Below are 22,765 nucleotides of genomic sequence, written 5' to 3'. Positions count from 1 at the left end.
CAGTGCGGCGCCGGGTTATTCTAACCGTCGAGCCCCATAAGTCTCTCGAGCTGGGCGGTGGCGCTCGCCACGGTGTCATTGATGACGACGTGGTCGAACTCGTCTGCCGCCTCCATCTCGGTTCGGGCCGTGGCCAGGCGCCTTCCCTGCTCCTCGGGGTCCTCGGTGCCACGACCTGCGAGCCTGCTGACGAGCTCGTCCCAACTCGGCGGTGCGAGGAAGACGAGCCGGGCCAGCGGCATGGCCCGACGAACCTGACGAGCACCGGCCAGGTCGATCTCAAGGAGCGCGGGACGTCCGGCATCGAGCTGTTTCTGGACGGGACCGCGGGGGGTGCCATAACGGTGCACGCCGTGGACGAGGGCCCACTCCAGCATCTGGTCATTCGCAACGAGAGTATCGAATTCCTCGGCGCTGACGAAGTGGTAGTGCACGCCGTCAACCTCGCCGGGACGGGGCTTGCGGGTGGTGGCGGAGATCGAGACGAAGAGGTCGGGATAACGCCTGCGCAGCTCGGCAACAACGGTGCCCTTGCCCACCGCCGTCGGTCCTGCCAGAACGGTGAGGCGAGCGAAAGCAGAGGCGGATGAGTCAGTGGAGGCGGCGTCGGTCATGACCACATGATGACCCACCGGGCGCTGTCAGCACGACCCGGTATCTCATCTGACGTCTCAGCCGAAGCGCTCCACCAGTGCCGCCCGTTGATTCGCCCCCAGGCCGCGCACCCGCCGGGACTCGGCGATACGCACGTCTGCGAGGATGGCGTCGGCCGTCGTACTCCCCACTCGCGGGAGGGAGACGAGCAGGGCCCGGACCTTCATCTTGCCCAGGACCTCGTCGGTTTCCGAAGCCGCGAAGAACTCAGAGAGCTTGAGCTCTCCGCTCTTGAGCTCGGCCTTGATGCGAGCGCGCTGCGAGCGCGCAGCAGCAGCCTTCTCCAGCGCCTCGGTTCGTTGCTCGGGTGTCAGTGTAGGAAGCGTCATGGCGGTCTCCTCCCCGTAATTCCAATGCCAGTGACCCGCACCACAAGCATAAGTCGGGTTGGGTTCACTCGCATTCGCAGAGGGCCGGCATCACAGCACCGACTTCGTGTTACCGCACACATGCTCGTACCATGGCGTATCCGTCTCAACGTAGAGCCGTGGCCGCCTCATGAGTCGCCTTCAGCGCGGTTGCCCGCAGCGCCTCGATGGAGGGGCCGGCTTTGAGAACCCCACGTGAGGTGGAGGCCAGGACGTGACGTCGGGCCGGTCCGAAGACGGACTCCAACTCACCCGGTCCCGCTCCCTGTGCACCGATGCCAGGGGCCAGTAAAGGACCGTTGGCACGCAGCAGATCGATTCCCAGACGGGAGACGGCCTCGCCGACGGTTGCACCGATCACGAGCCCGATACTGCCGAGCTCACCGGCACCACTGGCGATGGCGTTGGATGCGGTGGCGCCCTCCACAACACCTGCCGCCACGGCCCGCTCACCACTGACGGCGTGCTGGACAGCGGCCCCCTCAGGGTTGGAGGTCAGGGCCAGGACGAACACGCCTCGCCCACTGGACTCCGCTAGTTCCAGTGCGGGAGCCAAGGAACCGTATCCCAGGTAGGGAGAGACCGTGATGGAGTCGGCGCACAAAGGTGCACCATCGGACAGGTAGGCCTGGGCGTAGCCGGTCATGGTGGAACCGATGTCGCCGCGCTTGACGTCGAGAACCGACAGGGTACCGACGTCCCGTAGGGCCGCCAGGGTCTCCTCCAGGACCGCGATGCCGGCGCTGCCGTGGCGCTCGAAGAAGGCGGACTGCGGTTTGACGGCGGCGACGCGCCCACCCACCGCGTCGACCGTTCGCAGGGCGAAGTCCCGTAGGCCCGCGGCGGAGTCCGCCAGACCCCAGGTCTCGAGCAGGCTCGGGTGGGGGTCGATCCCCACGCACAGAGGTCCGTGGTCCTCCATGGCATCGGCCAGGCGCGCGCCAAAGGAGCGGCGGGAGTGACTGTGCTGATAGGGGACGGTGGGGGTCATCGAGTCTCCTTGTCGGCAATGTGGTGGGGCTCGGGCACTGAGCCTCGCCGGGATCGGCGGACGGCGATGTGCTCCTGGAGGCTGCGAACCCGGAAGGGGCCGCGCAGCTGGGCCTCGAGGGCCTGGACCGCCGCCTGGAGCTGTTGGACTGTAGTGATGATGGGGCGGTCGGCGCCGGTGGTGGCCGCGCGGATGGAGTACCCGTCGGCGCGGGCTCCCTGGCCCTTGGGGGTGTTGACGACCATGTCGACGGCTCCGGACTCGATCAGCCCGGCGATCGTCTGCTCACCGTGGGCGCCGACGCCCTGGCTGATCTTGCGCACGGCCATGGCATCAATCCCGTTACGGCGCAGCACCTGTGCGGTCCCGGTGGTGGCCAGGACGGTGAAACCGAGCTCGGCCAATCGAGCCACCGGCAGGATGATGGCGCGCTTGTCCCGGTCCGCCACGGAGACGAACAGCGTGCCCTCTCCTGGCAGGCCGCCGTAGGCGCCGGCCTGGGACTTGGCGAAGGCGCGGGGGAAGTCCACGTCGTAGCCCATGACCTCACCGGTGGAGCGCATCTCCGGTCCCAGGATCGTGTCGACGACACGCCCCTCGGCGGTGCGGAAACGTTTGAAGGGTAGGACCGCCTCCTTGACGGCGATCGGGTCATTGGGATCGGTGATGGCGGCGTCGGCCTCGGGCAGGTGGCCGGAGGACCTGAGCGAGGCGATCGTCTCCCCTGTCATGATGAGGGCCGCCGCCTTGGCGAGCTGCACACCGGAGGCCTTCGAGACGAAAGGGACCGTACGTGAGGCCCTCGGGTTGGCCTCAATGACGTAGAGGACGTCGGAGACCAGGGCGAACTGGATGTTGAGGAGCCCGCGCACCCCCACCCCGACGGCGATCGCCTCAGTGGAGCGCCGGATGCGCGCGATCTCCGTGTCGGACAGGGTTATGGGTGGCATGACGCAGGCCGAGTCGCCGGAGTGGATCCCCGCCTCCTCGATGTGCTCCATGACCCCGCCGAGGAACAGCTCGCTTCCGTCGTAAAGGGCGTCAACGTCGATCTCGATGGCGTCATCGAGGAACCGGTCGATGAGCAGCGGCCCGGTCCCGTAGACACCGCCGGGCTCGCGGCCGGCGCGCTGGAGATAGTCGTCCAGGCCGCCGACGTCGTAGACGATCTCCATACCTCGCCCACCGAGCACATAGCTCGGGCGCACCAGGACCGGGTAGCCGATGTCCTGGGCGACCGAGCGGGCCTGCTCATCGCTCACCGCGGTGCCGTGCGCCGGTGCGGGCAGCCCGGCGCGCTGGAGGACGATGCCGAAGGCCTCGCGGTCCTCGGCATCGTCGATGGCCTCGGGGTTTGTGCCCAGGATCGGCACCCCGGCCTCGGACAGCCTGGAGGCCAGGGACAGCGGCGTCTGCCCGCCGAGCTGGACGATGACGCCGGCCACCGGACCTGCCGCGCGCTCGGCCTCGTAGACCTCGATGACGTCCTCGAAGGTCAGAGGCTCGAAGTAGAGCCGGTCGGAGACGTCGTAGTCGGTGGATACGGTTTCCGGGTTGCAGTTGACCATGACGGTCTCGTAGCGCTCGGACAGCGCCATGGCGGCGTGGACGCAGGAGTAGTCGAACTCGATGCCCTGCCCGATGCGGTTGGGGCCCGAGCCCAGGATGATGACGGCCTCGCGCTCGCGGGGCGCGACCTCGGTCTCCAGGTCGTAGCTGGAGTAGAGGTAGGGGGTGCGTGAGGCGAACTCGGCTGCGCAGGTGTCCACGGTCTTGTAGACGGGGCGCAGCCCGAAGGCGTGACGAACCTCGCGCACCGTGTCCTCGCTGACGCCTCGCAGAGCGGCGACCTGGACGTCGGAGAAGCCGTGGCGCTTGGCCAGGGCCAGGACCTCGGGGGTGAGGGCCTCGGCGTCCTCGACCTCCTGAGCCACCTCTTGGAGGAGCAGCATCTGGTCCAGGAACCAGGGGTCGATGCGTGTGGCCTCGTGGAGCTGAGAGATCGTGGCGCCTCCGCGCACTGCCTGCTGGAGGTCGACCAACCGGTGCTCACTGGGGGTGGCGATGGACTCCAGCAGCTCGGAGGTCTGCTGCGCGGTGGGAGCAGGTCCGTCCCAGTGGAAGATGGTGCCTTTCTTGTCCAGGGAGCGCATGGCCTTCTGAAGCGCCTCGGTGTAGGAACGGCCGATGGCCATGGCCTCTCCCACAGACTTCATGGTGGTGGTGAGCCGGGGATCGGCGCCCCTGAACTTCTCGAAGGCGAAGCGCGGAACCTTGACGACCACGTAGTCCAGGGTCGGTTCGAAGGAGGCCGGCGTGGAGGCGGTGATGTCGTTGGGGATCTCGTCGAGTGTGTAGCCCACGGCGAGGCGAGCGGCGATCTTGGCGATCGGGAAGCCGGTGGCCTTGGATGCCAGGGCGGAGGACCGCGAGACGCGCGGATTCATCTCAATGACAATGATCCTGCCGGTGGCAGGGTCGACTGCGAACTGGATGTTGCAGCCGCCGGTGTCGACCCCGACCTCGCGGATGACGGCGATGCCGATGTCCCGCAGCCGCTGGAGCTCACGATCAGTCAGGGTCAGGGCCGGGGCGACCGTGACGGAGTCACCGGTGTGCACGCCCACGGGGTCGACGTTCTCGATGGAACACACGACCACCACGTTGTCGGCGGCGTCGCGCATGAGCTCGAGCTCGTACTCCTTCCAGCCCAGGATCGACTCCTCCAGGAGGACCTCGGTGGTGCGTGAGGCGGCCAGACCGGCGCCGGCGATGCGGCGCAGATCGGCGTCATTGAAGGCGACACCACTGCCCAGACCGCCCATCGTGAAGGAGGGGCGCACGACGACGGGATAACCGCCCAGCACATCCACTCCGTGGCGGCACTCGTCCATGCTGTGGGCGATGACGCTACGGGCGACCTCGGCGCCACAGCGCTCGACGACGTCCTTGAACTCGTCGCGGTCCTCCCCGGCGTTGATGGCCGCGGCGGAGGCGCCGATAAGCTCGACGTCATACTCCTCGAGCACACCCCGCTCGACCAAGTTCATGGCGGCGTTGAGGGCCGTCTGCCCGCCCAGGGTGGGCAGGAGGGCATCAGGGCGCTCCTTGGCGATGATGGTGGTCAGGACCTCGGGGGTGATCGGCTCGATATAGGTGGCATCGGCGACGTCCGGGTCGGTCATGATCGTGGCCGGGTTGGAGTTGACCAGGACGACGCGAATTCCCTCGCTGCGCAGGACTCGGCAGGCCTGAGTGCCGGAGTAGTCGAACTCGCAGGCCTGCCCGATGACGATGGGGCCCGATCCGATGACCAGGACGGAGGTGATGTCAGGGCGAGCAGGCATGTCAGTTCTTGTCCTCGCGGTGCTGGCCCTGGCGGTGCTCCCGCATGAGGCGGATGAATCGGTCGAAGAGGTGCTCGGCGTCGTGGGGGCCGGCAGCGGCCTCGGGGTGGTACTGCACGGAGAAGGCCGGTAGGTCGAGAGCCCGCAGTCCCTCGACGACGCCGTCGTTGAGCCCTAGGTGGGAGACCTCCACCCGGCCGTAGCGACCGTTGTCGAAGGGGGCCACGGAGGGCTCGCCAACGGGCGCGTCGACGGCGAATCCGTGGTTGTGGGCCGTGATCTCCACCTTCCCGGTGGTGCGGTCCAGGACAGGTTGGTTGACGCCGCGGTGCCCGTAGGTGAGCTTGTACGTGCCGTACCCCAGGGCCCGCCCCAGGAGCTGGTTGCCCAGGCAGATGCCGAAGAAGGGGATACGCGCGTCGAGCACACCGCGCAGGAGCTCGATCTCGACGTCCGCGGTCCCGGGGTCTCCGGGGCCGTTGGAGAACAGGACACCATCAGGCCTGAGAGCAAGGATCTCGGAGAGGGTGGTGGACTGGGGCAGGACGTGTACGCGTACACCGCGCTCGGCAAGCTGCCACGGGGTACGCGACTTGATGCCCAGATCGATGGCGACCAGGACCGCGACCGGCTCCCGCCCCTCGGCCGGTCCGGTGGGCTCGACGACGTAGCCGGAGGGAGTGGTCACCTCGGCGGCCAGGGCGCGACCGCTCATGGGTGGCTCGCTGCGCACCGTCTCCAGGCAGATGTCGATACAGGCCTGGCTGGGGCCACCGGGGTCGGTGCCTCCGGCAGGCAGGGCGTCCCCGGAGAAGATGCCGCCGCGCATCGCGCCCGCCTCGCGTAGGTGGCGGGTCAGCGCCCGGGTATCGACCTTGCATATCCCGACGATGCCGGAGGCCCGCAGGTCGTCCTCCAGCTCCCGGCGGGAGCGCCAGCTGGAGGCCCGTCGGGCCGGTTCGCGCACGACGTAGCCGGCCACCCAGATACGGTCGGACTCGGCGTCCTCGTCGTTGACCCCGGTGTTACCGATGTGTGGTGCCGTCTGCACCACGATCTGGCGGTGGTAGGAGGGGTCGGTCAGTGTCTCCTGATACCCGGTCATCCCGGTGGAGAAGACGATCTCCCCGATGGCGCGTCCTGGAGCCCCATAGCTGCGGCCCCGCAGGGCCCAGCCGTCCTCCAGGACGAGGAGGGCGGCCGGGCGGTGGGTCGACTCAGGCATGGACCGGGCCGGCTTGAGGCTCGACAGGAGCCCCGTCCAGGACGGTGGGACGACCGCGGAGGAAGGTGGCCATGACCTGTCCCGGCAGCTCCATGCCCGCGTAGGGGGTGTTGGCGGAGCTGGTCCACTGTGCGGAGCCGTCGACGGTGCGGCGGACCTCGGGGTCGACCACCGTGATGTTGGCCGGAGCGCCGACCTCGAGCTCGCACCCCTGGTCGCTCAGGCGGCCGATGCGGGCCGGGGCCGAGGACATGACTCGGGCGATGTCCCGCCAGGTCATGCGACCGGTGCTCACCATCGTCTCGATCAGGACGCTCAAAGCAGTCTCCAGGCCCGTCATGCCGAAGGCCCCGGCCTGCCACTCGCAGTCCTTGTCCTCCAGCGGGTGGGGAGCGTGGTCGGTGCCGACCACGTCGATGGTGCCGTCGGCCAGGGCCTGGCGGACGGCCTCGACGTCCTCGGCCGTGCGCAGCGGAGGGTTGACCTTGTACAGGGGCGAGTAGGTGCGGGCCATCTCATCGGTCAGCAGGAGGTGGTGCGGTGTGACCTCGGCAGTGACGTTGATGCCACGGGACTTCGCCCAACGGATGATCTCGACGCTGCCGGCGGTGGACAGGTGGCACACGTGCAGGCGCGAGCCGACGTGCTCGGCCAGCAGGACATCACGGGCGATGATCGACTCCTCGGCGACCGCGGGCCAGCCACGCAGCCCCAGCTCGGCGGAGACGCCCCCCTCATGCATCTGGGAGCCCTCGGTGAGGCGAGGATCCTGAGCGTGCTGGGCGATGACGCCGTCGAAGGACTTGACGTACTCCAGCGCCCTGCGCATGAGGACGGGGTCGGAGACACACTTGCCGTCGTCGGAGAAGACGCGCACCCGGGCGGCGGAGGTGGCCATCGCCCCCATGTCGGACAGGTGCTCACCGGCCAGGCCGGCGGAGACGGCGCCGACCGGGTGGACGTCCACCCAGCCGGCCTCCCGCCCCAGTCGCAGGACCTGCTCGACGACGCCGGCGGTGTCTTGGACGGGGGTGGTGTTGGCCATCGCGAAGACGGCGGTGTAACCGCCGACGGCCGCGGCTCGGGTACCGGTGTAGACGGTCTCGGCGGATTCCCCGCCGGGTTCACGCAGGTGGGTGTGGATGTCGACGAGTCCGGGCAGGGCGATGAGCCCGCTCAGGTCGTGGCGCTGAGCGTCGGCCGGGGCCTTCGCCGCGGCGTCAGGACCGATGTCGGTGATGGTGGAGTCGGTGATGAGGATGTCGGTGGGGTCCTCGCCGTAGGGGCGGACACCGGTCAGGAGGTGGGAGGTCACAGCTGGTTCCCTTCGTCAGCGAGGAGGAGGTAGAGGGCGGCCATACGCACGGAGACGCCGTTGCCGACCTGCTCGATGATGCGTGAGCGGGGGTCGTCGGCAGCCTCGGCGGTGATCTCGAGGCCGCGGTTCATGGGACCGGGGTGCATGACGATGGCGTGCTCCGGCATGGCCCGGCGCCGGGCGGAGTTGAGGCCGTAGACGCTGGAGTACTCGGCGGGACTCGGGAAGAAGCCTCCACCGGCGGCACTCATGCGCTCGCGCTGGACGCGCAGCATCATGACGGCGTCGGGCTGGACCGTCTCGATCGCCTCATCGAGGTTGTAGGAGACCTCGCAGGGCCAATTGCCCATGCCGACGGGCAGCAGCGTCGGGGGCGCCACCAGGGTCACCTGGGCACCGAGCGCCGTCATGAGGTCGACATTGGATCGGGCCACTCGAGAATGCAGGACGTCTCCGACGATGATGACGCGGGCCCCCTCCAGGTCGCGCCCCTGTGGGGCCGGGGTCCCGTCCGCGGTGGCGGGTGCGCCGGGGACGTACCAGCGGCGCAGGGTCATGGCATCAAGGAGAGCCTGGGTCGGGTGCTGGTGGGTGCCGTCACCCGCGTTGAGGACGGGCACGTTGATCCAGCCGGCGTGGGCCAGCAGGTGGGCGGCTCCGCAGGCCGAGTGACGCACGACGACTGCGTCCGCCCCCATGGCCATGATCGTCTGGGCGGTGTCCTTGAGGGACTCCCCCTTGGACAGCGAGGAGCCCTTGGCGGAGAAGTTGATGACGTCGGCACTCAGGCGTTTGGCAGCCGCCTCGAAGGACAGGCGGGTACGGGTGGAGTCCTCGAAGAAGAGGTTGACCACTGTCTTGCCGCGAAGGGTGGGCAGCTTCTTGACCGCGCGGCTCTGGGTGGCGGCCATGGCCTCAGCGGTGTCCAGAACCATGACCGCCTCGTCGTGGGTCAGGTCTTTGGCGGAGAGCAGGTGCTTCATCGGATGGCCTCCTGGTCGGGACGCCCGCTCGAGGACTCCGCAGGCGTATCTGTGGGGACGATGGTGACGGCGTCGGCAGGTGCGCCGAGCTCGGTCAGGGAGACCACGACCCTCTCGGTCCGAGAGGTCGGCAGGTTCTTGCCCACGTAGTCCGCCCGGATGGGCAGTTCCCGGTGGCCCCGGTCCACGAGGGTGGCCAGTTGGACGCTCCGGGGACGGCCGATGGCGCCCAGGGCGTCGAGAGCGGCCCGGATCGTGCGTCCCGAGTAGAGGACGTCGTCGACGAGGATGACGATCTTGCCGTCAATGCCACCCTGGGGGATCTCGGTGGGGCGGGGGACGCGGATGGGATGGCGTCCTAGATCATCGCGGTACATGGTGATGTCCAGGGTGCCGACCGGGATCCCGGCTGCAGTTGCCGGTGACTGCTCGGTCCGCCTCCTCCCCTCCGTCAAGGCGACGTCGAGCGCCTCGACAAGCCTGTGAGCAAGCGGGACTCCGCCGCTGGGGATTCCCAGGACGACGACGTCCGGGGCCCCGTGGTTGCGCTCCAGGATCTCGTGCGCGATACGGAACAGGGATCGGGCTATGTCAGGAGGACCGAGGATCTCCTTGCCCTGGGATGGTGCGCCGGAAGCGCCTGACAAACGTTTGGCCATTGCAGGCCTCCTTCCCCGCCTCTCTGGACGGACTTAAAGGATGTCGGTCGCCCGTAAGTTTACGTCGCCCCGGCGGCATCCGTGCGGCGGGACGACACGGTTCTGCCGAGATGAAGGTCACTTCGGAACGAGGCGGATCAGTGCCCCGAACACGACCTTGATAGGTGTGTTCAGCATCCACGGAGTCTCCGTGAAAATGTCATAGTCCTGGTACAACGTCATGGCGCCGCGGAGCGTTCGGGGCAGGATCGTCACAACACGTCGAGAGCTTGAGAAGCGAGTGCCGGATCCATTCAGAGCCGGAGTTCTGCGCGGGTTACGACTGGGGAGTCTTCACTCACGACACCCACAGTGTCGGCGGCGGAACGGGACACCTCTACTGACACAGACGCGACATGCCCCTGAAGGGTTTTCAGAACCGCTTCGATAAGGAGGAGACCATCCGCTACATCGGCCAGGCCTTCATCACCACCGAGGGCCTCTTCTCCTTCGCCCGCGGCTCACTGGAAACCAGAGCCCGTTTCCCAGTCGGATGAGGGCCTGTGAGCCGGGATCTGTTGCGGGCCGACGGCGGCAGGAACGATGGTGAGACCGACGTCGTCGAGACCTATGGCGGGGGCATGGACACGGGCATCGCCGAGTCGACCGTCCACTTCAGTCAGACAGGAGGCAAGGGCAGGGGCCTGGCGGTCCCACCACGCCCCGATCCCACCAAGTGGCGCACCCACGGGATGGAGAGGGCGTTCGACGCGTGCTTCGGCGCGGATGCGACGTACCACATCTGCCTGACCACCCACACCGGCAGGATTCACAAGGGACGACTGAACCACGATGGCTTCACTCAGGCCCACATGGACATCGACTACATCATTGTCCGTGCGATGGGCCAGTAGCCATCTCCCGTCCCCTTGGACTCACTCGGTCAGGCACAGATGAGCAGGCTGCGCAGGATTGAGGGGCTGGCGTCATCGACCTGCACCGTGACACCGGCTGCGCGGCAGGAACGGGCACTCAGTATGCTCCGCCTGCAGAGGCAACGACACCGGTCCTGGCGGTCACGTCGAGCGTGCAGATTTTTATCAGAAGAATGACATACGCAACCGCTACGATGCCGGCCCCCACCATGGAGCCTCCGAACATAAACTTCCAGAAATCTGAGCCGAGGCCACTCCCCCCACTCAGGTACACGGCAACGACCAGGCTCGCTACGGGAACTCCCAGAGCGATGCTGGAGGCCAGGAGCACTGCCGTCACCCCCTTGGCCTCGGGCCAGCCATCGGGCTGGGTCTGCGGGTTCCGGGAACGCGCCTGCAAGCAGGCGATGAGGGCCGGGATGAAGCTGATCGACCAACCGGCTCCGATGCCGAGCGGGCCAACGAAGGCGATGACTACCGCCAGCCCGACCTCGAGCTCAAAGTACGTTCCGTTCAGGAGGACAATGACCAGGTAGGCCAACTGAGCAACCGACGTGACCAGTCCGAGGACCCCGCCGGCAATCGCCACCCGACGGTTCGTGGTGCGTTTCCGCCTCATGGCCAATTCAGGGCTGCCCCAGAAGGCCCCCGGCGGCGGGAGCATCATCACCTGAGGGTAGGGAGCGGCCTGAGAGTACGGAAAAGACTCGGGGGCACCCCACGGGTGGCCTCCTACCCCTACCCCGGCAGCAGGCGGCTGGATCGGTGCACCGGGGTGCGCATGTCCCGCACCGGGGCCGGCGGAGGCAAGGACTGCACTGAGGTAGGGGTAGTCATTGGGAGACTGAGGCGGCAACTGACTCACAGAATGCTCCGGCATCGGCAGACGAACTGGGGTCAGACTAGATCACGGACGCCGAACGGGCACAACTCGCCATATAGGGAGTACAACCCATGCCTCAGGCGCTGGCCCCGGTGGTCACGTCGAGCACGCACATCTTCCTCAGAAGAATAACGTACGCGAGCAGTATGACGCCGGACATCACCGTACAGCCCCAGAGCATCAAACTCGTATAACCGGAAATATCCCTACCAGACAGAGTTAGAAGTACACCACCGAGCACCATGATAAAGAACATGCCGATTGGAGTTCCCAGTATGCTGCTGGCTGCCAGGAGCACTGATGTCGACCGCTTGGCCTCGGGCCAGCCATGGGGTTGAATCTGCGGTTGCCGAGAAGACGCCAGCACGAGGGCCACAAGAGCCAGCACGAAGCTGCCCTGCCAACCAGCAACGACACCGAAGAAGGTGATGAGGAACAACTGCCCACTTGTATTAATATCGTATCCTGCCATGTCCAGCAAGAGGATGACATAGAAGACCAGCTGAGCAACCGAGGTGAGCACCCCAACAATCCCACCGGCAATCGCCAGCCGACGGTTCGTGGTGCGTTTCCGCCTCATGGCCGATTCAAGGCCATCCCAGAAGGCCCTCGGCGGCGGGAGCATCATCACCTGAGGGTAGGAGGCTTGCGAATATGGAAAAGGCTCGGGGGCACCCCACGGATAACCGGCGAGCGGATGACCCGCGCCGGGGTGGTTCATGCCCGCACTCAAACCGGAAACGGACGGGCCGGGCTGCACCAGCCCGGAGTCCGATGGCGAGAACGTCTTCGAACAGTGAGCGCCGCCCGCGGGCGCCCGGGCGGCGTTACTGAGGTAGGGGTAGTCATCAGGAGACTGAGGGGGTAACTGATTCACAGAATGCTCCACCATCAGAACTGCGCGATCAGGGACTCAGCGCAGCGTATCCGCAAGATCTCCGATACGCCCCAACAGTCCCCCCAAGTACCTGGGCGACTCGTCGGTGGAGAGCATCCGGCTGAGCGTCATGGCCTCGTCCACCGCAACAGGCGCGTCGACGTCGTCGTTGTAGACGATCTCCCAGGTGGCGACCCGGGCGATGGCCCGGTCGACGGCCGGCATACGCCCCAGCGTCCAGCCCTGGGCGTAAGTCTGGATCGTCTCATCGACGTCGTCCAGGTGGTCGCACACACCGTTGAGGATCTCCCGGGTGTAGGCGGGGGCCTCGGTGTGGTTGGCCGAGCTGACGGCTCGCAGCTGAGCGAAGGAATGCAGCTCCTCGGCGTCGCCGGAGGTCAGCATCCCGCGCTGGTCGGCCTCGAAGAGGATCTCGATCGCACGACGACGCGCCTTGGTGCGGGCAGTGACCGGGTGACGCGATGCGGGGCTCGAGTGGTGCGGGCCCCCCTCGGGACGCTCAGCCATCAGTCGGTGACGCGGGAGATGTATGAGCCGGAGCGGGTGTCGACCTTCACCTTGTCCCCGGTGTTGAGGAACAGCGGGACCTGGATCTCAGCGCCGGTCTCAACAGTGGCGGGCTTGGTACCGGCGCTGGAGCGATCCCCCTGAAGGCCCGGTTCGGTGTGGGAGATCGTCAGGACCACGGAGGCCGGCAGCTCGACGAACAGGACAGCCTCCTCGTGGAAGGCCACGATGACATCCTGGTTCTCCAGCATGAAGGTGGCGGCGTCCCCGACGGTGGCCGAGGGGACGTAGGTCTGCTCGTAGGACTTGACATCCATGAACACGTAGTCGTCGCCGTCCTTATAGAGGTACTGCATGTCGCGCCGGTCAACGGTCGCTGTCTCGACCTTGAGGCCGGCGTTGAAGGTCTTGTCGACGGTCTTGCCGGACAGGACGTTCTTGATCTTGGTGCGCACGAAGGCGGGGCCCTTGCCGGGCTTGACGTGCTGGAACTCCACTACCTGCCACAGCTGGCCCTCGAGATTGAGCACCATACCGTTCTTCAGGTCGTTCGTCGTTGCCACGAGGGTTTCCTCACTGTTGCGTTGCGTCTAGGACGCGCTGATCCTACCGCGACGTAACGCGCTCTCCCTGCGAGGGGTGTGTCACGCCTGTCACGAGTGAAAGGGAGAAACCTGCGCCAGCGCCTGGACGACCTCCTCGCCGGCCTCTTCCGGTGTGGTGGCGGTGGTGTCGAGGACGAGATCGGCCAGCTCCTGGCACCGTTCCTGACGCGCTTGAAGCATCTGGACGAACTGGTGGTGAACGTTCCCCAAACCCACCGATCGGGGCGCATCGAGACCGTTGCGGGTGGCGAGCACGCGCGTGGCACAGATGAGAGCCACCACCCGGAGCGAATGAGTGGCGCGGAGCCGCACGCCCTCCAGGCGTTCACACAGCCGAGAATCGCTCAAGCAGCCCGAGCCCAAGGCGACGACGGCACCCTCGGCCGCCGCACGGTCCAGGAGCCGGAGCGCCATATCGGCCTCGGCCCGGCGGTACTCGACCTCCGGTACGACCACGAGCGCCAGATCGGGACTGGTTCCCAGGCTATCGGCGACACTACGAGCCAGGTCGAGCACTGGTAGGCCCTCGGTGGCGCCGATGGCGGACCCTACGCTGGAACAGCCGGCTCCCGGCGGACCGATGAGAACGATGGATCGAGACTCATCGGGGCTCACGCCGAGTGCCCTCCAGTGGAGTCGGTAACGGCTTCGTGGGCCCTGAAGAGAACGTCCTCGCCGGGTGCCTGCACCCGTACGGGCCTGGCGACGTCGTCGAGCAGGACGAGACGCAGCTGGCCGCCGCGCACCTTCTTGTCGCTCATCATCGCCGCCTTGAGGTCCTCCCATCGACCGCGGCCCTCCGGGAAGGACGTGGGTAGTCCGACCGCCTCGAGGCTCTGTCGGTGAAGGGCCAGCGCGTCGCTGCTCAGACGTCCGTTGCGATGGGCGACCTCGGCGGCGAAGACGCACCCGACGGCGACAGCCTCACCGTGGCGCCAGGAATAGCCGGAGACCTTCTCGATGGCGTGAGCGTAAGTGTGCCCGTAGTTGAGGATCTCCCGCAGTCCCGCCTCGGTGAGGTCCTCCCCCACAACGGCGGCCTTGACCGCAACTGACCGGGTGACCAGATCCGTCAGGGCCGGCGAGTCCCAGGCCAAACAGTCGGCCGGCTCGGCCAGGACACGGTCGAGAATGACGGGGTCGGCGATGAGCCCGCACTTAACGACCTCGCCGAGCCCTGCCCGCAGCTCGGCGGCCGGCAGGGTGGACAACGTCTCCAGGTCGGCAATGACGGCGGCAGGCGGGTGGAAGGCGCCGACCAGGTTCTTGCCGGCGGGCGTGTCGATCCCGGTCTTGCCACCGACGGCAGCGTCCACCATGGCCAGCAGAGTCGTGGGCACCTGCACCACGGGGACTCCGCGCAGCCAGGTGGCTGCGGCGAAACCGGCCAGATCCGTGGTCGCCCCGCCGCCCAAGCCGATGACAAGGCCGTCGCGCCCCAGTCGGAAGGAGCCCAGCCGCTCCCACAGGTGCTCCAGGACGCGCGCCCTCTTGGCCGCCTCACCGTCAGGCACCTCGATCCGCAGGACACGCAGCCCCTGGCAGCTCAGCTGCTCCTCGACTCCGGCGGCTCGGTCGGAGAGCACCTTGGCATGGATGATGGCGACACCTCCTGCTCCCGCCCCCGGAGCGTCACGGACGACGTGTACCAGGTCGGCCAGGAGCCCGTGGCCAATAAGGATGTCATAGGGACGGGCGCCGGTGATGCTCACTCGTCGCAGAGCCTCGCCATCGCTCTCAGCTGCAGGCTTTGGGCGCAGACGGCTGCGCTGAGGCGCGGCTCCGGCCCCGACCGCGGCAGCCGGGGATGCGGGGGACACTGTTCTGTTGTTCTTCGCCGACATGGGTGCCAGAACACTGACCGCTTGGGGAGTCTGGACCCCCAGGGCGACGAGGATGAGGGCGGCGACCTGCTGAGGGCTCAGTCCGTCGACGGGTACCGTGAGAGTGGATACCTCGGAGTACAACGGCGAACGCTGCGCGTCGAGGACCTCCATCCTCCTCAGGACACCATCGTCGTCACCGTTGTGCTCGCCACGGTTCTCGGTGTTCTGCCGGGCGGCCCGAGTCTGATCGGAGTCGGCGTCCGGGGTCATGAGGGGCCTGCCAGTCCCATCTCCCACGTGCTTGGCTGCCGTACTCGGGGAGGCGGACAGGTGGATGACGGTGTGACCGCGCAGCAGCTCACGGTTCTCAGGCAACAGGACCGCTCCCCCTCCCAGAGCGATGACGCCTTGGGCAGCCGCCGGGGAGTCCAGGACGGCCCGCATGGCGCGGTGCTCGCGCTCACGAAAACCTTCCTCCCCCTCGGAGGCGAAGATCTCGGGGATCGTCATCCGGGCGCGACGGCGGATCTCGGCGTCAGTGTCAGTCACCTGAACACCCAGGGCCTGAGCCAGGAGCCGAGCCTGGGTGGTCTTGCCGGCGCCGGGAAGCCCCACCAGTACCAGGGGCAACTGGTCGTCACGCAGAGCAATGGTTGGAACGCGCTTCCAGGTCATGATCGTGTCTCCCTCACCGTTGAGCTGGCCATCGGTACCAGTATCGCGTTCACCGACGGATTTACCACTCGGTTCACCAGTGTGTCCGATGGGCTATGCGGGCCAGGTAGGCATGAAGGTTGCGCCTGGCCTCGGTAACCGAGTCACCACCGGTCTTGTCCAGGAGAAGATCGGCCAGGACCAGGGCCGTCATGGCCTGGGCGATGACCGCACCGGGAACGACGGCGCACACGTCGGAGCGCTGGTGCAGCCCGGTGGCCGCCTCGCCCGTGGCCAGGTCGACGGTGCGCAGCGCCCGAGGCACCGTGGAGATCGGTTTGAAGGCGGCACGCACCCGAATCTCGGAGCCGTTCGAGATACCGCCCTCGATACCACCGGCACGGTTGGTGGAACGTGTGAGCTCACCGCCGTGAACCGAGACGATCTCGTCGTGGGCGACCGAACCGCGCCGAGCCGCCTCGGCGAAGCCGTCTCCGATCTCGACCCCCTTGACGGCCTGGATACCCATGAGCGCAGCCGCCAGCCGGGCGTCGAGCCGGCGATCGGCACTGACGTGGGAGCCCAGTCCCACCGGGGCACCGGTGGCGATGACCTCGACGACACCACCGAGCGTGTCCCCGTCCTTCCTGGTGGCATCGATCTCGGCGATCATGGCGGCACTGGTGGCGGGGTCGGTGCAGCGTACGGGGTCGGCGTCGAGGCGCTCGGTGTCCTGGGCGGTCGGCGGAGGAACGTCGTCGGGCAGGGCGACGGAGCCGATGCGCACAACATGGCTGACCAGCCTGATGCCGGCGACCTGCACCAGGAGCGCCTCGGCCAGCGCCCCCAGTGACACCCGGGCGGCGGTCTCACGGGCCGAGGCCCTCTCCAGGATCGGGCGGGCATCGGCCAGGTCGTACTTGAGCATGCCGGGCAGGTCCGCGTGCCCGGGACGGGGACGGGTCAGGGGACGGTTGCGGGCTATCTCGCGCTCATCACCGGTGCCGGCGTCAATGAGAAGGTCACCAGGATTCACAGGGTCGGCATTCATGACGGTGGACCACTTGGGCCACTCGGAATTGCCGATCTGCAGCACGACGGGACTGCCGATGGTACTGCCGTGGCGGATCCCGCCCAGGATCCGCAGCTCATCGCGCTCAAAGGCCTGGCGGGCACCGCGCCCGTGCCCCAGACGCCGGCGGGCCAGCGCTGCCCGGATGTCCTCACTGGTGATCCGCACGCCGGCGGGTACGCCCTCCATCACCGCCGTCAGAGCCTCACCGTGGGACTCCCCGGCCGTCATCCATCGAAGCATGAGACAGATACTCTCACACACCGATGCCAGCCTCGGTGTCCCTCGTCACGGATCATCGCGAAGCGATCGAGTCAGTCCGGAGCAGGGACTGACGGCCTCTTCAGAGCCGACACAAGAGCGGAGCGCATGAGCTCGATGTCGGGTTGCCGACCGGTCATCAGCTGGACCTGGGGCACGGCCTGGTGCAGGAGCATGAGCCACCCAGGGGCCACAGCACCCCCGCCGTGAGACCAGGCCTCGGCGAGAGCGGTGGGCCAGGGGGCGTAGACGACGTCGAGCATGACGGCTCCCGGCCGGGTTCCGCCGACCTGGTTCAGGGCCTCGCCCAACGGATCGGTCAGTGGCTGCGCCACCCCTGCGGGAAGAGTGGAGACGACGACGTCGGCGGCGGCCAGGTGCTGCGCCACCTCGGCGTTGGAAGCCGGATCGGCCGGTTTCCAGGTGAGGGCCTCAATGTCCAGTCCCATGCGGTGCGCGGCGCCAAGAGCCCGGCCGGGGCCTGCGTGTCGGCGCGCTACGACGGTCATCCGATCGGCCCCGATCTCGCCGAGGGCCGCCAGGGCCGAGCAGGCGGTCGCGCCTGAGCCGAGGATGACGGCGCTGTCGACGCCCGAGCCGTCTTCTGCACGACCTGCGACCAGGTGGCCGGCAGTCTCCTGCAGTGCTCCGACAATGCCGGCGACGTCGGTGTTGAAGCCCGTCAGGAGCGCCTCTCCCGTACCGCTGCGCTGGGAGACCACCGTGTTGACCGCTCCGACGGCCTGGGCCAGAGGGTCGATGACATCCAGATGCGCCAGAATCGCCTGCTTGTGGGGCATGGTCACGCTCAGCCCGGCCCAGGCGGGCCCCGCCACCACCGGAGCGGCCAGTTCGCCGAGCAGCCCTGGCAGGGCCGCGGGGGCCGTCTCACGTCGCTCGTAGGCCCAGTCGCTCAGGCCCAGTCCGGTGTAGGCGGCCAGGTGCAGGACGGGAGACAGCGAGTGGCTCACCGGCTGGCCGATGACGGCGGCGCGGTGGCGGGTCACCGCGCCGACCTCCTCAGCCATTCTTCTTGCCCTCGTCGCCTTCACAGACCTCCTTGTTCTTGGAGCAATAGTCGGTGAGCTTCTTGGTGTTGGTCTCCTGCTCCTCCCTGGTTGAGGCGAACAGGGTCTCACCAGTCTTCAGGTCGATGGTCACGAAGTAGCGCCAACTTCCAGCCGGCGGATTGAGCACAGCCTTGATGGCGCCTTCGCCGGGACTGCCGATGGGTCCGGGCGGAAGCCCCTGATGCGCATAGGTGTTGTAGACATTGTTGGCGTCCGCGAGCTCGGCGGAGGTGGGGATGCCACCGGAGCGCCCCAGGCCGTAGAGAACCGTCGAGTCCATCTGAAGCTTGCCCTGGGTCTCATCGTCGGCCTGCTCAAGCCGGTTCTCGATGACACGAGCCACCTGTCCGTAGTACTGGTCCTTGGCGACCTCGCGCTCGACGATGGAGGCCTTGGTCAGGACCGTGTGGTAGCTCTCCTTGGGTACCTTGAGCTCGTTGAGCTGGGCGATGGTCCGGGCGACCATCTGCATGACCAGATCCGTGGGGGTCGCGTTCTCGGTGACGTCATAGGTGCCCGGTGCCAGCCAGCCCTCGACATTGCCGCCCGCCTCTGCGGGCAGGCCGATGGCCGTGGTGTCGGCGTAGGCCGCCTCGATCTGCTCATCGGTGAAGTTGCTGACCTGCTTGAGCCGGTCCTTGATCATCTCCTTGGTGTTGCCGGCGGAGACCGTCAAAGTGTGGTCGCTCTTGGTCTCCGGGTCCAGCAGCGCCTGAAGCGCGGCACTGGCCGACATCTCCTTCTTGAGCTTGTAAGTGCCTGGCTGGATGTTGCTTCCCTTGGGATTGTTTTTGACGGCGTTGACGAAGGCCTTGCCGGAGGCGACGACTCCCTTGTCCTTGAGGATGTCGCCGATGTCCAGCCCGGAGGCGCCCTCCGGAATCGTCACCGTGACCTCTCCCTTACCGTCGCCGGTGTAGTCCTGGGCGTGGGTGGTCTGCTTTTGGACATCACGCATGATCCCGATGGCCTTGTAGCCCACGACCCCAGCAACCGCGAGAGTGATGACGATGACGATGCTCGTCAGCCAGTGCCGACGCCGCTTGCGCTGACGGCGCTCGGCCTTCTCCAAGCGCTGCTGCTTGCGGCTCTTGGGTTTGTCCGTAGCGCTGCCAGCATCTTCATCGCGCTGGATGCCGAGCTCGGCGAAGAAATCGTCGTGGCTCACGCTCTGCCTCTCTTGATCGGGTGGACTCGCTCACCGGCCGGTACCCCGGAAGCCCGCTCGGTGCTGATGGCCTGTTCAAGGATGACGACCGCGGCCGCTTGGTCGACGATACCGCGGAAACTCCTCTCCTTCAGGCCGGCCGCATGCAGGTCCCGGTGAGCAGTGACGGTGGTGAGCCGCTCATCAACCAAGCGGACGCACACTCGCGGAGGCAGGATGCTCGCCAGGTCTCGGGCCCATCTGCGGGCGTCCCTGGTCGAGCTCGAGCTGCCGCCGCCCATGTGCTTGGGCAGGCCGACGATCACCTCGAAGGCACCGTACTCCTCGACGAGGTCAACGGCCTCATCGAGATCAGCACCATAACGGTCCCGCCTGAGAGTTACCACGGGGACTGACAGGATCGCGTCCTGATCGCAACGTGCGACACCGATACGTGCCTTTCCAACGTCGAAGGCGAGTCGTACCCCGGGGCGGAACCCCGCCGGGGATGAGTCCGTCACGTGACCCGGCACAGAACCTGACACGAGGCCGCCGAGTCAGATCCGGACCTGGTCGGCGACGGCGCGCAGCGCCTCATCCAGGGCGTTGGGATTCTGGCCCCCGCCCTGAGCCAGGTCGTCCTTGCCGCCTCCGCCGCCGCCCAGCACCTGAGCGGCGATGCGTACCAGAGCCCCAGCGCGAATACCCTTCTCACGGGCGGCGGTGTTGGTGGCGACCACAACCACCGGGCGTGAGTTCAGGACCCCGCCGATGGCGACGACCGCGGGCTCGGAGTCGCCGAGCCGGCTACGGGCATCGAGGGCCAGGGAGCGCACGGCGTCGGCGGAGCCCACGGAGCCGAGATCGGCGGCGGCCAGACGGACGTCACCCACGCGCACGGCGTCGGAGACGATGCCTGCGGTGCGCGCGGACAGGGCGGCCTGCTCGGCCGCGGCCAGGCGCTTCTCGGCGTCCTTCAGCCGAGTCATGAGTCCTTCGACGCGCTCGGGCAGGTCCTCGGGACGGCCCCCGACCATCGTGGAGAGCTGGGAGACCAGCGCGTGCTCCTTGGCCTGGTAGCCGTAGGCGCCGTCTCCGACGAGTGCGTCGATGCGACGCACGCCCGAGCCGATCGAGGACTCGCCCACCACCGCGATACGGCCGATGTGTCCCGTGGTGGGCACGTGGGTCCCGGCGCACAGCTCCTTGGACCAGTCGCCACCGATGGAGACGACCCGCACTTCTTTGCCGTACTTCTCCCCGAACAGGGCGATGGCACCCGCGGCTCGGGCGGCGTCGATGTCCATGACCTCGTCGGTGACGGCCAGGTCCTCGGAGAGCCTGGCGTTGACCCGTTCCTCGATGCCGGCGACCTGGTCACCGGCGAGGGCCGAGCCGTGGCGGAAGTCGAAGCGCATGCGGGAGGGGGAGTTCTCGCTGCCGGCCTGGGTGGCATTGTCGGAGACGATCTCGTGAAGCGCCTTGTGCACCATGTGGGTGGAGGTGTGGGCACGCGCGATCGCCAGGCGGCGGACGACGTCGATCTGGGCGAAGGCCTTCTCCCCCACGGAGATCGTGCCCTCTATCAGGGTGCCGCGGTGGACGTGCAGTCCTTTGACGGGGGCCTGGACGTCATCGACCTCGATGGTACCTCCGTCGGCCAGCCGGATCGTGCCCTGGTCGGCGAGCTGACCACCCATCTCAGCCCAGAAGGGGGTGCGGTCCAGGATGACCTCGACCTCGGCCGGAGCAGTGACGACGCTCTGCGGGACGCCGTCAACCAGCACACCGGCAACGGTGGCCTCGGCGGAGGACTCGGTGTAGCCCAGGAAGGTCGAGCCTCCACCCATCTCCTTCTCCAGCTCGCGGAAGACGCGGATGTCGGCGTGCCCGGTCTTCTTGGAGCGCGCATCGGCCCGGGCACGCTCCTTCTGCTCGTTCATGAGGGCCCGGAAGGCGCTCTCGTCGACGTCGACGCCCTGCTCGGCCGCCATCTCCAGGGTGAGGTCGATGGGGAATCCGTAGGTGTCGTGCAGCTCGAAGGCGCTCTTGCCGGACATCAGCGGTCGCCCGGTACCGCCGGTGTCCTTCTTGGCGGCGGCCACAGCGGTATCCAGGATCGTGGTTCCGGCGGCCAGAGTACGGCGGAAGGCCTCCTCCTCGCCGAAGGCGACCTCTGAGATGGTGCTCCAACCGGTCTCCAGCTCGGGGTAGGAGGCCTTCATGGCGTCCTTCGAGACGGTCAGCAGCGTGGGCATGGTGGCCTCGTCAACCCCCAGCAGGCGCATGGAGCGCACCGCACGGCGGATGAGCCTGCGCAGGACGTAACCACGCCCGTCGTTGCCGGGACGCACACCGTCGGAGATGAGCATGAGGGCCGAGCGCACGTGGTCGGCCACCACTCGCATGCGTACGTCGTCGTGATGGGCGTTCCCCGCCTCGGGACCGGCGGTGCCTCGGCCGTAGACCTTGCCGGAGAGCTCCTCGGCGGCCTTGATGACGGGGAGGACCTCGTCGATCTCATACATGTTGGGTTTGTCCTGCATGATGAAGGCCAGGCGCTCCAGACCGGCACCGGTATCGATGGCCGTCTGGTCGAGCTTGCCCAGGAGCTCGAAGTCGTGTCCCTTGCCCTCACCGCGCAGGAACTCGTCGAAGACGAGGTTCCAGATCTCCAGGAAGCGGTCGCCCTGGGTGTCGACGGCGGGGCCGCCGTCGGGTCCGTAGGCGGGGCCGCGGTCGTAGTGGATCTCGCAGCAGGAGCCGGCCGGGCCCGGCTGTCCGGTCGACCAGGAGATGTCCTTGAAGGGAAGCAGCTGGATGCGCTCGGCGGGAACGCCGATCTCGCGGGTCCAGTAGTCGAGGGAGATCTGGTCCTCCTCCCAGATCGTCATCCACAGGCGGTCCCCGTCCAGGCCGTAGCCGCCCTCCTCTCGGCTGCCCGTCAGCAGGCCCCAGGCGTAGGAGATGGCCCCCTCCTTGAAGTAGTCGCCGAAGGAGAAGTTGCCGTTCATCTGGAAGAAGGTGCCGTGGCGCGTGGTGATACCGACGTTGTCGATGTCGTTGGTGCGGATGCACTTCTGCACCGAGGCCGCCCGGGGCCAGGGGGCCTCCTCCGTGCCCAGGATGTAGGGGATGAAGGGCACCATTCCCGCCACGGTGAACAGGATGGAGGGATCAGGGGACACCAACGAGACCGAGGGACGGATCTCGTGTTCGTTCACGGCGAAGTAATCGAGCCAGCGGCGGCGGATCTCGGATGTGCGCATGGGGTCTTCATCCTGTTCGAGGTGTGCTCCGGGGGCTCGGCGCTCAGACCGCGCCCCGGGCTTGTGGACAGTGTGGTGTGGTCGACCGGCGGGGTTGACATCATGTTGGTAACC

General features: G+C 67.4%; 21 protein-coding genes. 2 read left to right on the top strand and 19 right to left on the bottom strand.

Going from position 1 to position 22,765, the window contains the following annotated elements; all coding sequences use genetic code 11:
• Positions 1–20: 20 nt before the first annotated feature.
• From gmk to pyrR, 8 genes are all read right to left on the bottom strand, one after another.
• The gene (gmk, locus tag RWR81_RS00375; protein WP_314452779.1) at positions 21–614 is read right to left on the bottom strand and encodes a guanylate kinase; all 594 of its coding nucleotides are present in this window, start codon (positions 612–614) and stop codon (positions 21–23) included.
• 57 nt (positions 615–671) lie between these two features.
• A complete protein-coding gene (mihF, locus tag RWR81_RS00370; protein ID WP_314452778.1) occupies positions 672–983 on the bottom strand; it encodes an integration host factor, actinobacterial type in 312 nt (103 codons plus the stop codon).
• A 145-nt stretch (positions 984–1,128) separates the two neighbouring features.
• Positions 1,129–2,013, bottom strand: a complete 885-nt coding sequence (gene pyrF, locus RWR81_RS00365; RefSeq protein WP_314452775.1) for an orotidine-5'-phosphate decarboxylase — start codon at positions 2,011–2,013, stop codon at positions 1,129–1,131.
• Entirely contained in the window at positions 2,010–5,360 is a 3,351-nt protein-coding gene (gene carB / locus RWR81_RS00360; RefSeq protein ID WP_314452773.1) for a carbamoyl-phosphate synthase large subunit, read from the bottom strand. Before carB ends, pyrF begins: the two co-directional genes overlap by 4 nt.
• A gap of 1 nt (position 5,361) precedes the next feature.
• Entirely contained in the window at positions 5,362–6,585 is a 1,224-nt protein-coding gene (gene carA / locus RWR81_RS00355) for a glutamine-hydrolyzing carbamoyl-phosphate synthase small subunit (RefSeq protein ID WP_314452770.1), read from the bottom strand.
• Positions 6,578–7,900, bottom strand: a complete 1,323-nt coding sequence (locus tag RWR81_RS00350) for a dihydroorotase (protein ID WP_314452768.1) — start codon at positions 7,898–7,900, stop codon at positions 6,578–6,580. The genes carA and RWR81_RS00350 overlap by 8 nt, the downstream gene beginning before the upstream one ends.
• On the bottom strand, positions 7,897–8,886 hold the full coding sequence (locus RWR81_RS00345) for an aspartate carbamoyltransferase catalytic subunit (RefSeq protein ID WP_314452766.1): 990 nt from the start codon (positions 8,884–8,886) through the stop codon (positions 7,897–7,899). The genes RWR81_RS00350 and RWR81_RS00345 overlap by 4 nt, the downstream gene beginning before the upstream one ends.
• Positions 8,883–9,545, bottom strand: coding sequence for a bifunctional pyr operon transcriptional regulator/uracil phosphoribosyltransferase PyrR (gene pyrR, locus RWR81_RS00340; RefSeq protein WP_314452763.1), 663 nt, complete (start codon positions 9,543–9,545; stop codon positions 8,883–8,885). Before pyrR ends, RWR81_RS00345 begins: the two co-directional genes overlap by 4 nt.
• A gap of 395 nt (positions 9,546–9,940) precedes the next feature.
• Between pyrR and RWR81_RS00335 the strand changes: the two genes are divergently transcribed.
• Complete coding sequence (locus tag RWR81_RS00335; RefSeq protein ID WP_314452760.1) at positions 9,941–10,081, top strand: hypothetical protein; 141 nt, start codon at positions 9,941–9,943, stop codon at positions 10,079–10,081.
• Positions 10,082–10,087: 6 nt separating this feature from the next.
• On the top strand, positions 10,088–10,438 hold the full coding sequence (locus tag RWR81_RS00330) for a hypothetical protein (protein WP_314452757.1): 351 nt from the start codon (positions 10,088–10,090) through the stop codon (positions 10,436–10,438).
• 118 nt (positions 10,439–10,556) lie between these two features.
• On the opposite strand, the gene RWR81_RS00325 is transcribed toward RWR81_RS00330, so the two are convergent.
• The 11 genes from RWR81_RS00325 to alaS all read right to left on the bottom strand — a co-directional run bounded on the left by RWR81_RS00325 (position 10,557) and on the right by alaS (position 22,651).
• A complete protein-coding gene (locus RWR81_RS00325; protein WP_314452754.1) occupies positions 10,557–11,126 on the bottom strand; it encodes a hypothetical protein in 570 nt (189 codons plus the stop codon).
• Positions 11,127–11,418: 292 nt separating this feature from the next.
• Positions 11,419–12,219: a hypothetical protein gene (locus RWR81_RS00320; protein WP_314452750.1), complete on the bottom strand. Its 801-nt coding sequence runs from the start codon at positions 12,217–12,219 to the stop codon at positions 11,419–11,421.
• A gap of 36 nt (positions 12,220–12,255) precedes the next feature.
• Complete coding sequence (gene nusB, locus RWR81_RS00315) at positions 12,256–12,747, bottom strand: transcription antitermination factor NusB (RefSeq protein WP_314452747.1); 492 nt, start codon at positions 12,745–12,747, stop codon at positions 12,256–12,258.
• A complete protein-coding gene (gene efp / locus RWR81_RS00310) occupies positions 12,747–13,310 on the bottom strand; it encodes an elongation factor P (protein WP_314452744.1) in 564 nt (187 codons plus the stop codon). The genes nusB and efp overlap by 1 nt, the downstream gene beginning before the upstream one ends.
• 90 nt (positions 13,311–13,400) lie before the next feature.
• Entirely contained in the window at positions 13,401–13,967 is a 567-nt protein-coding gene (locus RWR81_RS00305) for a shikimate kinase (RefSeq protein ID WP_314452741.1), read from the bottom strand.
• On the bottom strand, positions 13,964–15,853 hold the full coding sequence (aroB, locus tag RWR81_RS00300; RefSeq protein ID WP_314452738.1) for a 3-dehydroquinate synthase: 1,890 nt from the start codon (positions 15,851–15,853) through the stop codon (positions 13,964–13,966). Before aroB ends, RWR81_RS00305 begins: the two co-directional genes overlap by 4 nt.
• Before the next feature lie 73 nt (positions 15,854–15,926).
• The gene (gene aroC, locus RWR81_RS00295) at positions 15,927–17,147 is read right to left on the bottom strand and encodes a chorismate synthase (RefSeq protein ID WP_314452735.1); all 1,221 of its coding nucleotides are present in this window, start codon (positions 17,145–17,147) and stop codon (positions 15,927–15,929) included.
• 71 nt (positions 17,148–17,218) lie between these two features.
• Positions 17,219–18,193: a shikimate dehydrogenase gene (locus RWR81_RS00290; protein WP_314452732.1), complete on the bottom strand. Its 975-nt coding sequence runs from the start codon at positions 18,191–18,193 to the stop codon at positions 17,219–17,221.
• Positions 18,186–19,403 carry an endolytic transglycosylase MltG gene (mltG, locus tag RWR81_RS00285; RefSeq protein ID WP_314452729.1) on the bottom strand — a complete coding sequence of 406 codons (1,218 nt, stop codon included), beginning with the start codon at positions 19,401–19,403 and terminating at the stop codon, positions 18,186–18,188. The genes RWR81_RS00290 and mltG overlap by 8 nt, the downstream gene beginning before the upstream one ends.
• Positions 19,400–19,903 carry a Holliday junction resolvase RuvX gene (gene ruvX, locus RWR81_RS00280; RefSeq protein WP_314452726.1) on the bottom strand — a complete coding sequence of 168 codons (504 nt, stop codon included), beginning with the start codon at positions 19,901–19,903 and terminating at the stop codon, positions 19,400–19,402. Before ruvX ends, mltG begins: the two co-directional genes overlap by 4 nt.
• 36 nt (positions 19,904–19,939) lie before the next feature.
• Positions 19,940–22,651 carry an alanine--tRNA ligase gene (gene alaS / locus RWR81_RS00275; protein ID WP_314452723.1) on the bottom strand — a complete coding sequence of 904 codons (2,712 nt, stop codon included), beginning with the start codon at positions 22,649–22,651 and terminating at the stop codon, positions 19,940–19,942.
• Positions 22,652–22,765 lie beyond the last annotated feature (114 nt).

Origin of the sequence: uncultured Actinomyces sp. (genome assembly GCF_963526355.1) — a bacterium.
Classification (GTDB): Bacteria; Actinomycetota; Actinomycetes; order Actinomycetales; family Actinomycetaceae; genus Actinomyces.
Note: the sequence above shows the minus strand (reverse complement) of the source record. Positions and strands in the feature narration are given on the sequence as shown.

Excerpts from the sequence above, each read along its gene's own strand:
- RWR81_RS00335 (WP_314452760.1), top strand. The coding sequence starts at position 9,941 with ATGCCCCTGAAGGGTTTTCAGAACCGCTTCGATAAGGAGGAGACCATC.
- pyrF (WP_314452775.1), bottom strand. The coding sequence starts at position 2,013 with ATGACCCCCACCGTCCCCTATCAGCACAGTCACTCCCGCCGCTCCTTT.
- carA (WP_314452770.1), bottom strand. The coding sequence starts at position 6,585 with ATGCCTGAGTCGACCCACCGCCCGGCCGCCCTCCTCGTCCTGGAGGAC.
- nusB (WP_314452747.1), bottom strand. The coding sequence starts at position 12,747 with ATGGCTGAGCGTCCCGAGGGGGGCCCGCACCACTCGAGCCCCGCATCG.
- aroB (WP_314452738.1), bottom strand. The coding sequence starts at position 15,853 with ATGACCTGGAAGCGCGTTCCAACCATTGCTCTGCGTGACGACCAGTTG.
- gmk (WP_314452779.1), bottom strand. The coding sequence starts at position 614 with ATGACCGACGCCGCCTCCACTGACTCATCCGCCTCTGCTTTCGCTCGC.
- RWR81_RS00325 (WP_314452754.1), bottom strand. The coding sequence starts at position 11,126 with ATGATGCTCCCGCCGCCGGGGGCCTTCTGGGGCAGCCCTGAATTGGCC.
- carB (WP_314452773.1), bottom strand. The coding sequence starts at position 5,360 with ATGCCTGCTCGCCCTGACATCACCTCCGTCCTGGTCATCGGATCGGGC.
- aroC (WP_314452735.1), bottom strand. The coding sequence starts at position 17,147 with ATGCTTCGATGGATGACGGCCGGGGAGTCCCACGGTGAGGCTCTGACG.
- pyrR (WP_314452763.1), bottom strand. The coding sequence starts at position 9,545 with ATGGCCAAACGTTTGTCAGGCGCTTCCGGCGCACCATCCCAGGGCAAG.
- RWR81_RS00290 (WP_314452732.1), bottom strand. The coding sequence starts at position 18,193 with ATGGCTGAGGAGGTCGGCGCGGTGACCCGCCACCGCGCCGCCGTCATC.
- RWR81_RS00345 (WP_314452766.1), bottom strand. The coding sequence starts at position 8,886 with ATGAAGCACCTGCTCTCCGCCAAAGACCTGACCCACGACGAGGCGGTC.
- alaS (WP_314452723.1), bottom strand. The coding sequence starts at position 22,651 with ATGCGCACATCCGAGATCCGCCGCCGCTGGCTCGATTACTTCGCCGTG.
- mihF (WP_314452778.1), bottom strand. The coding sequence starts at position 983 with ATGACGCTTCCTACACTGACACCCGAGCAACGAACCGAGGCGCTGGAG.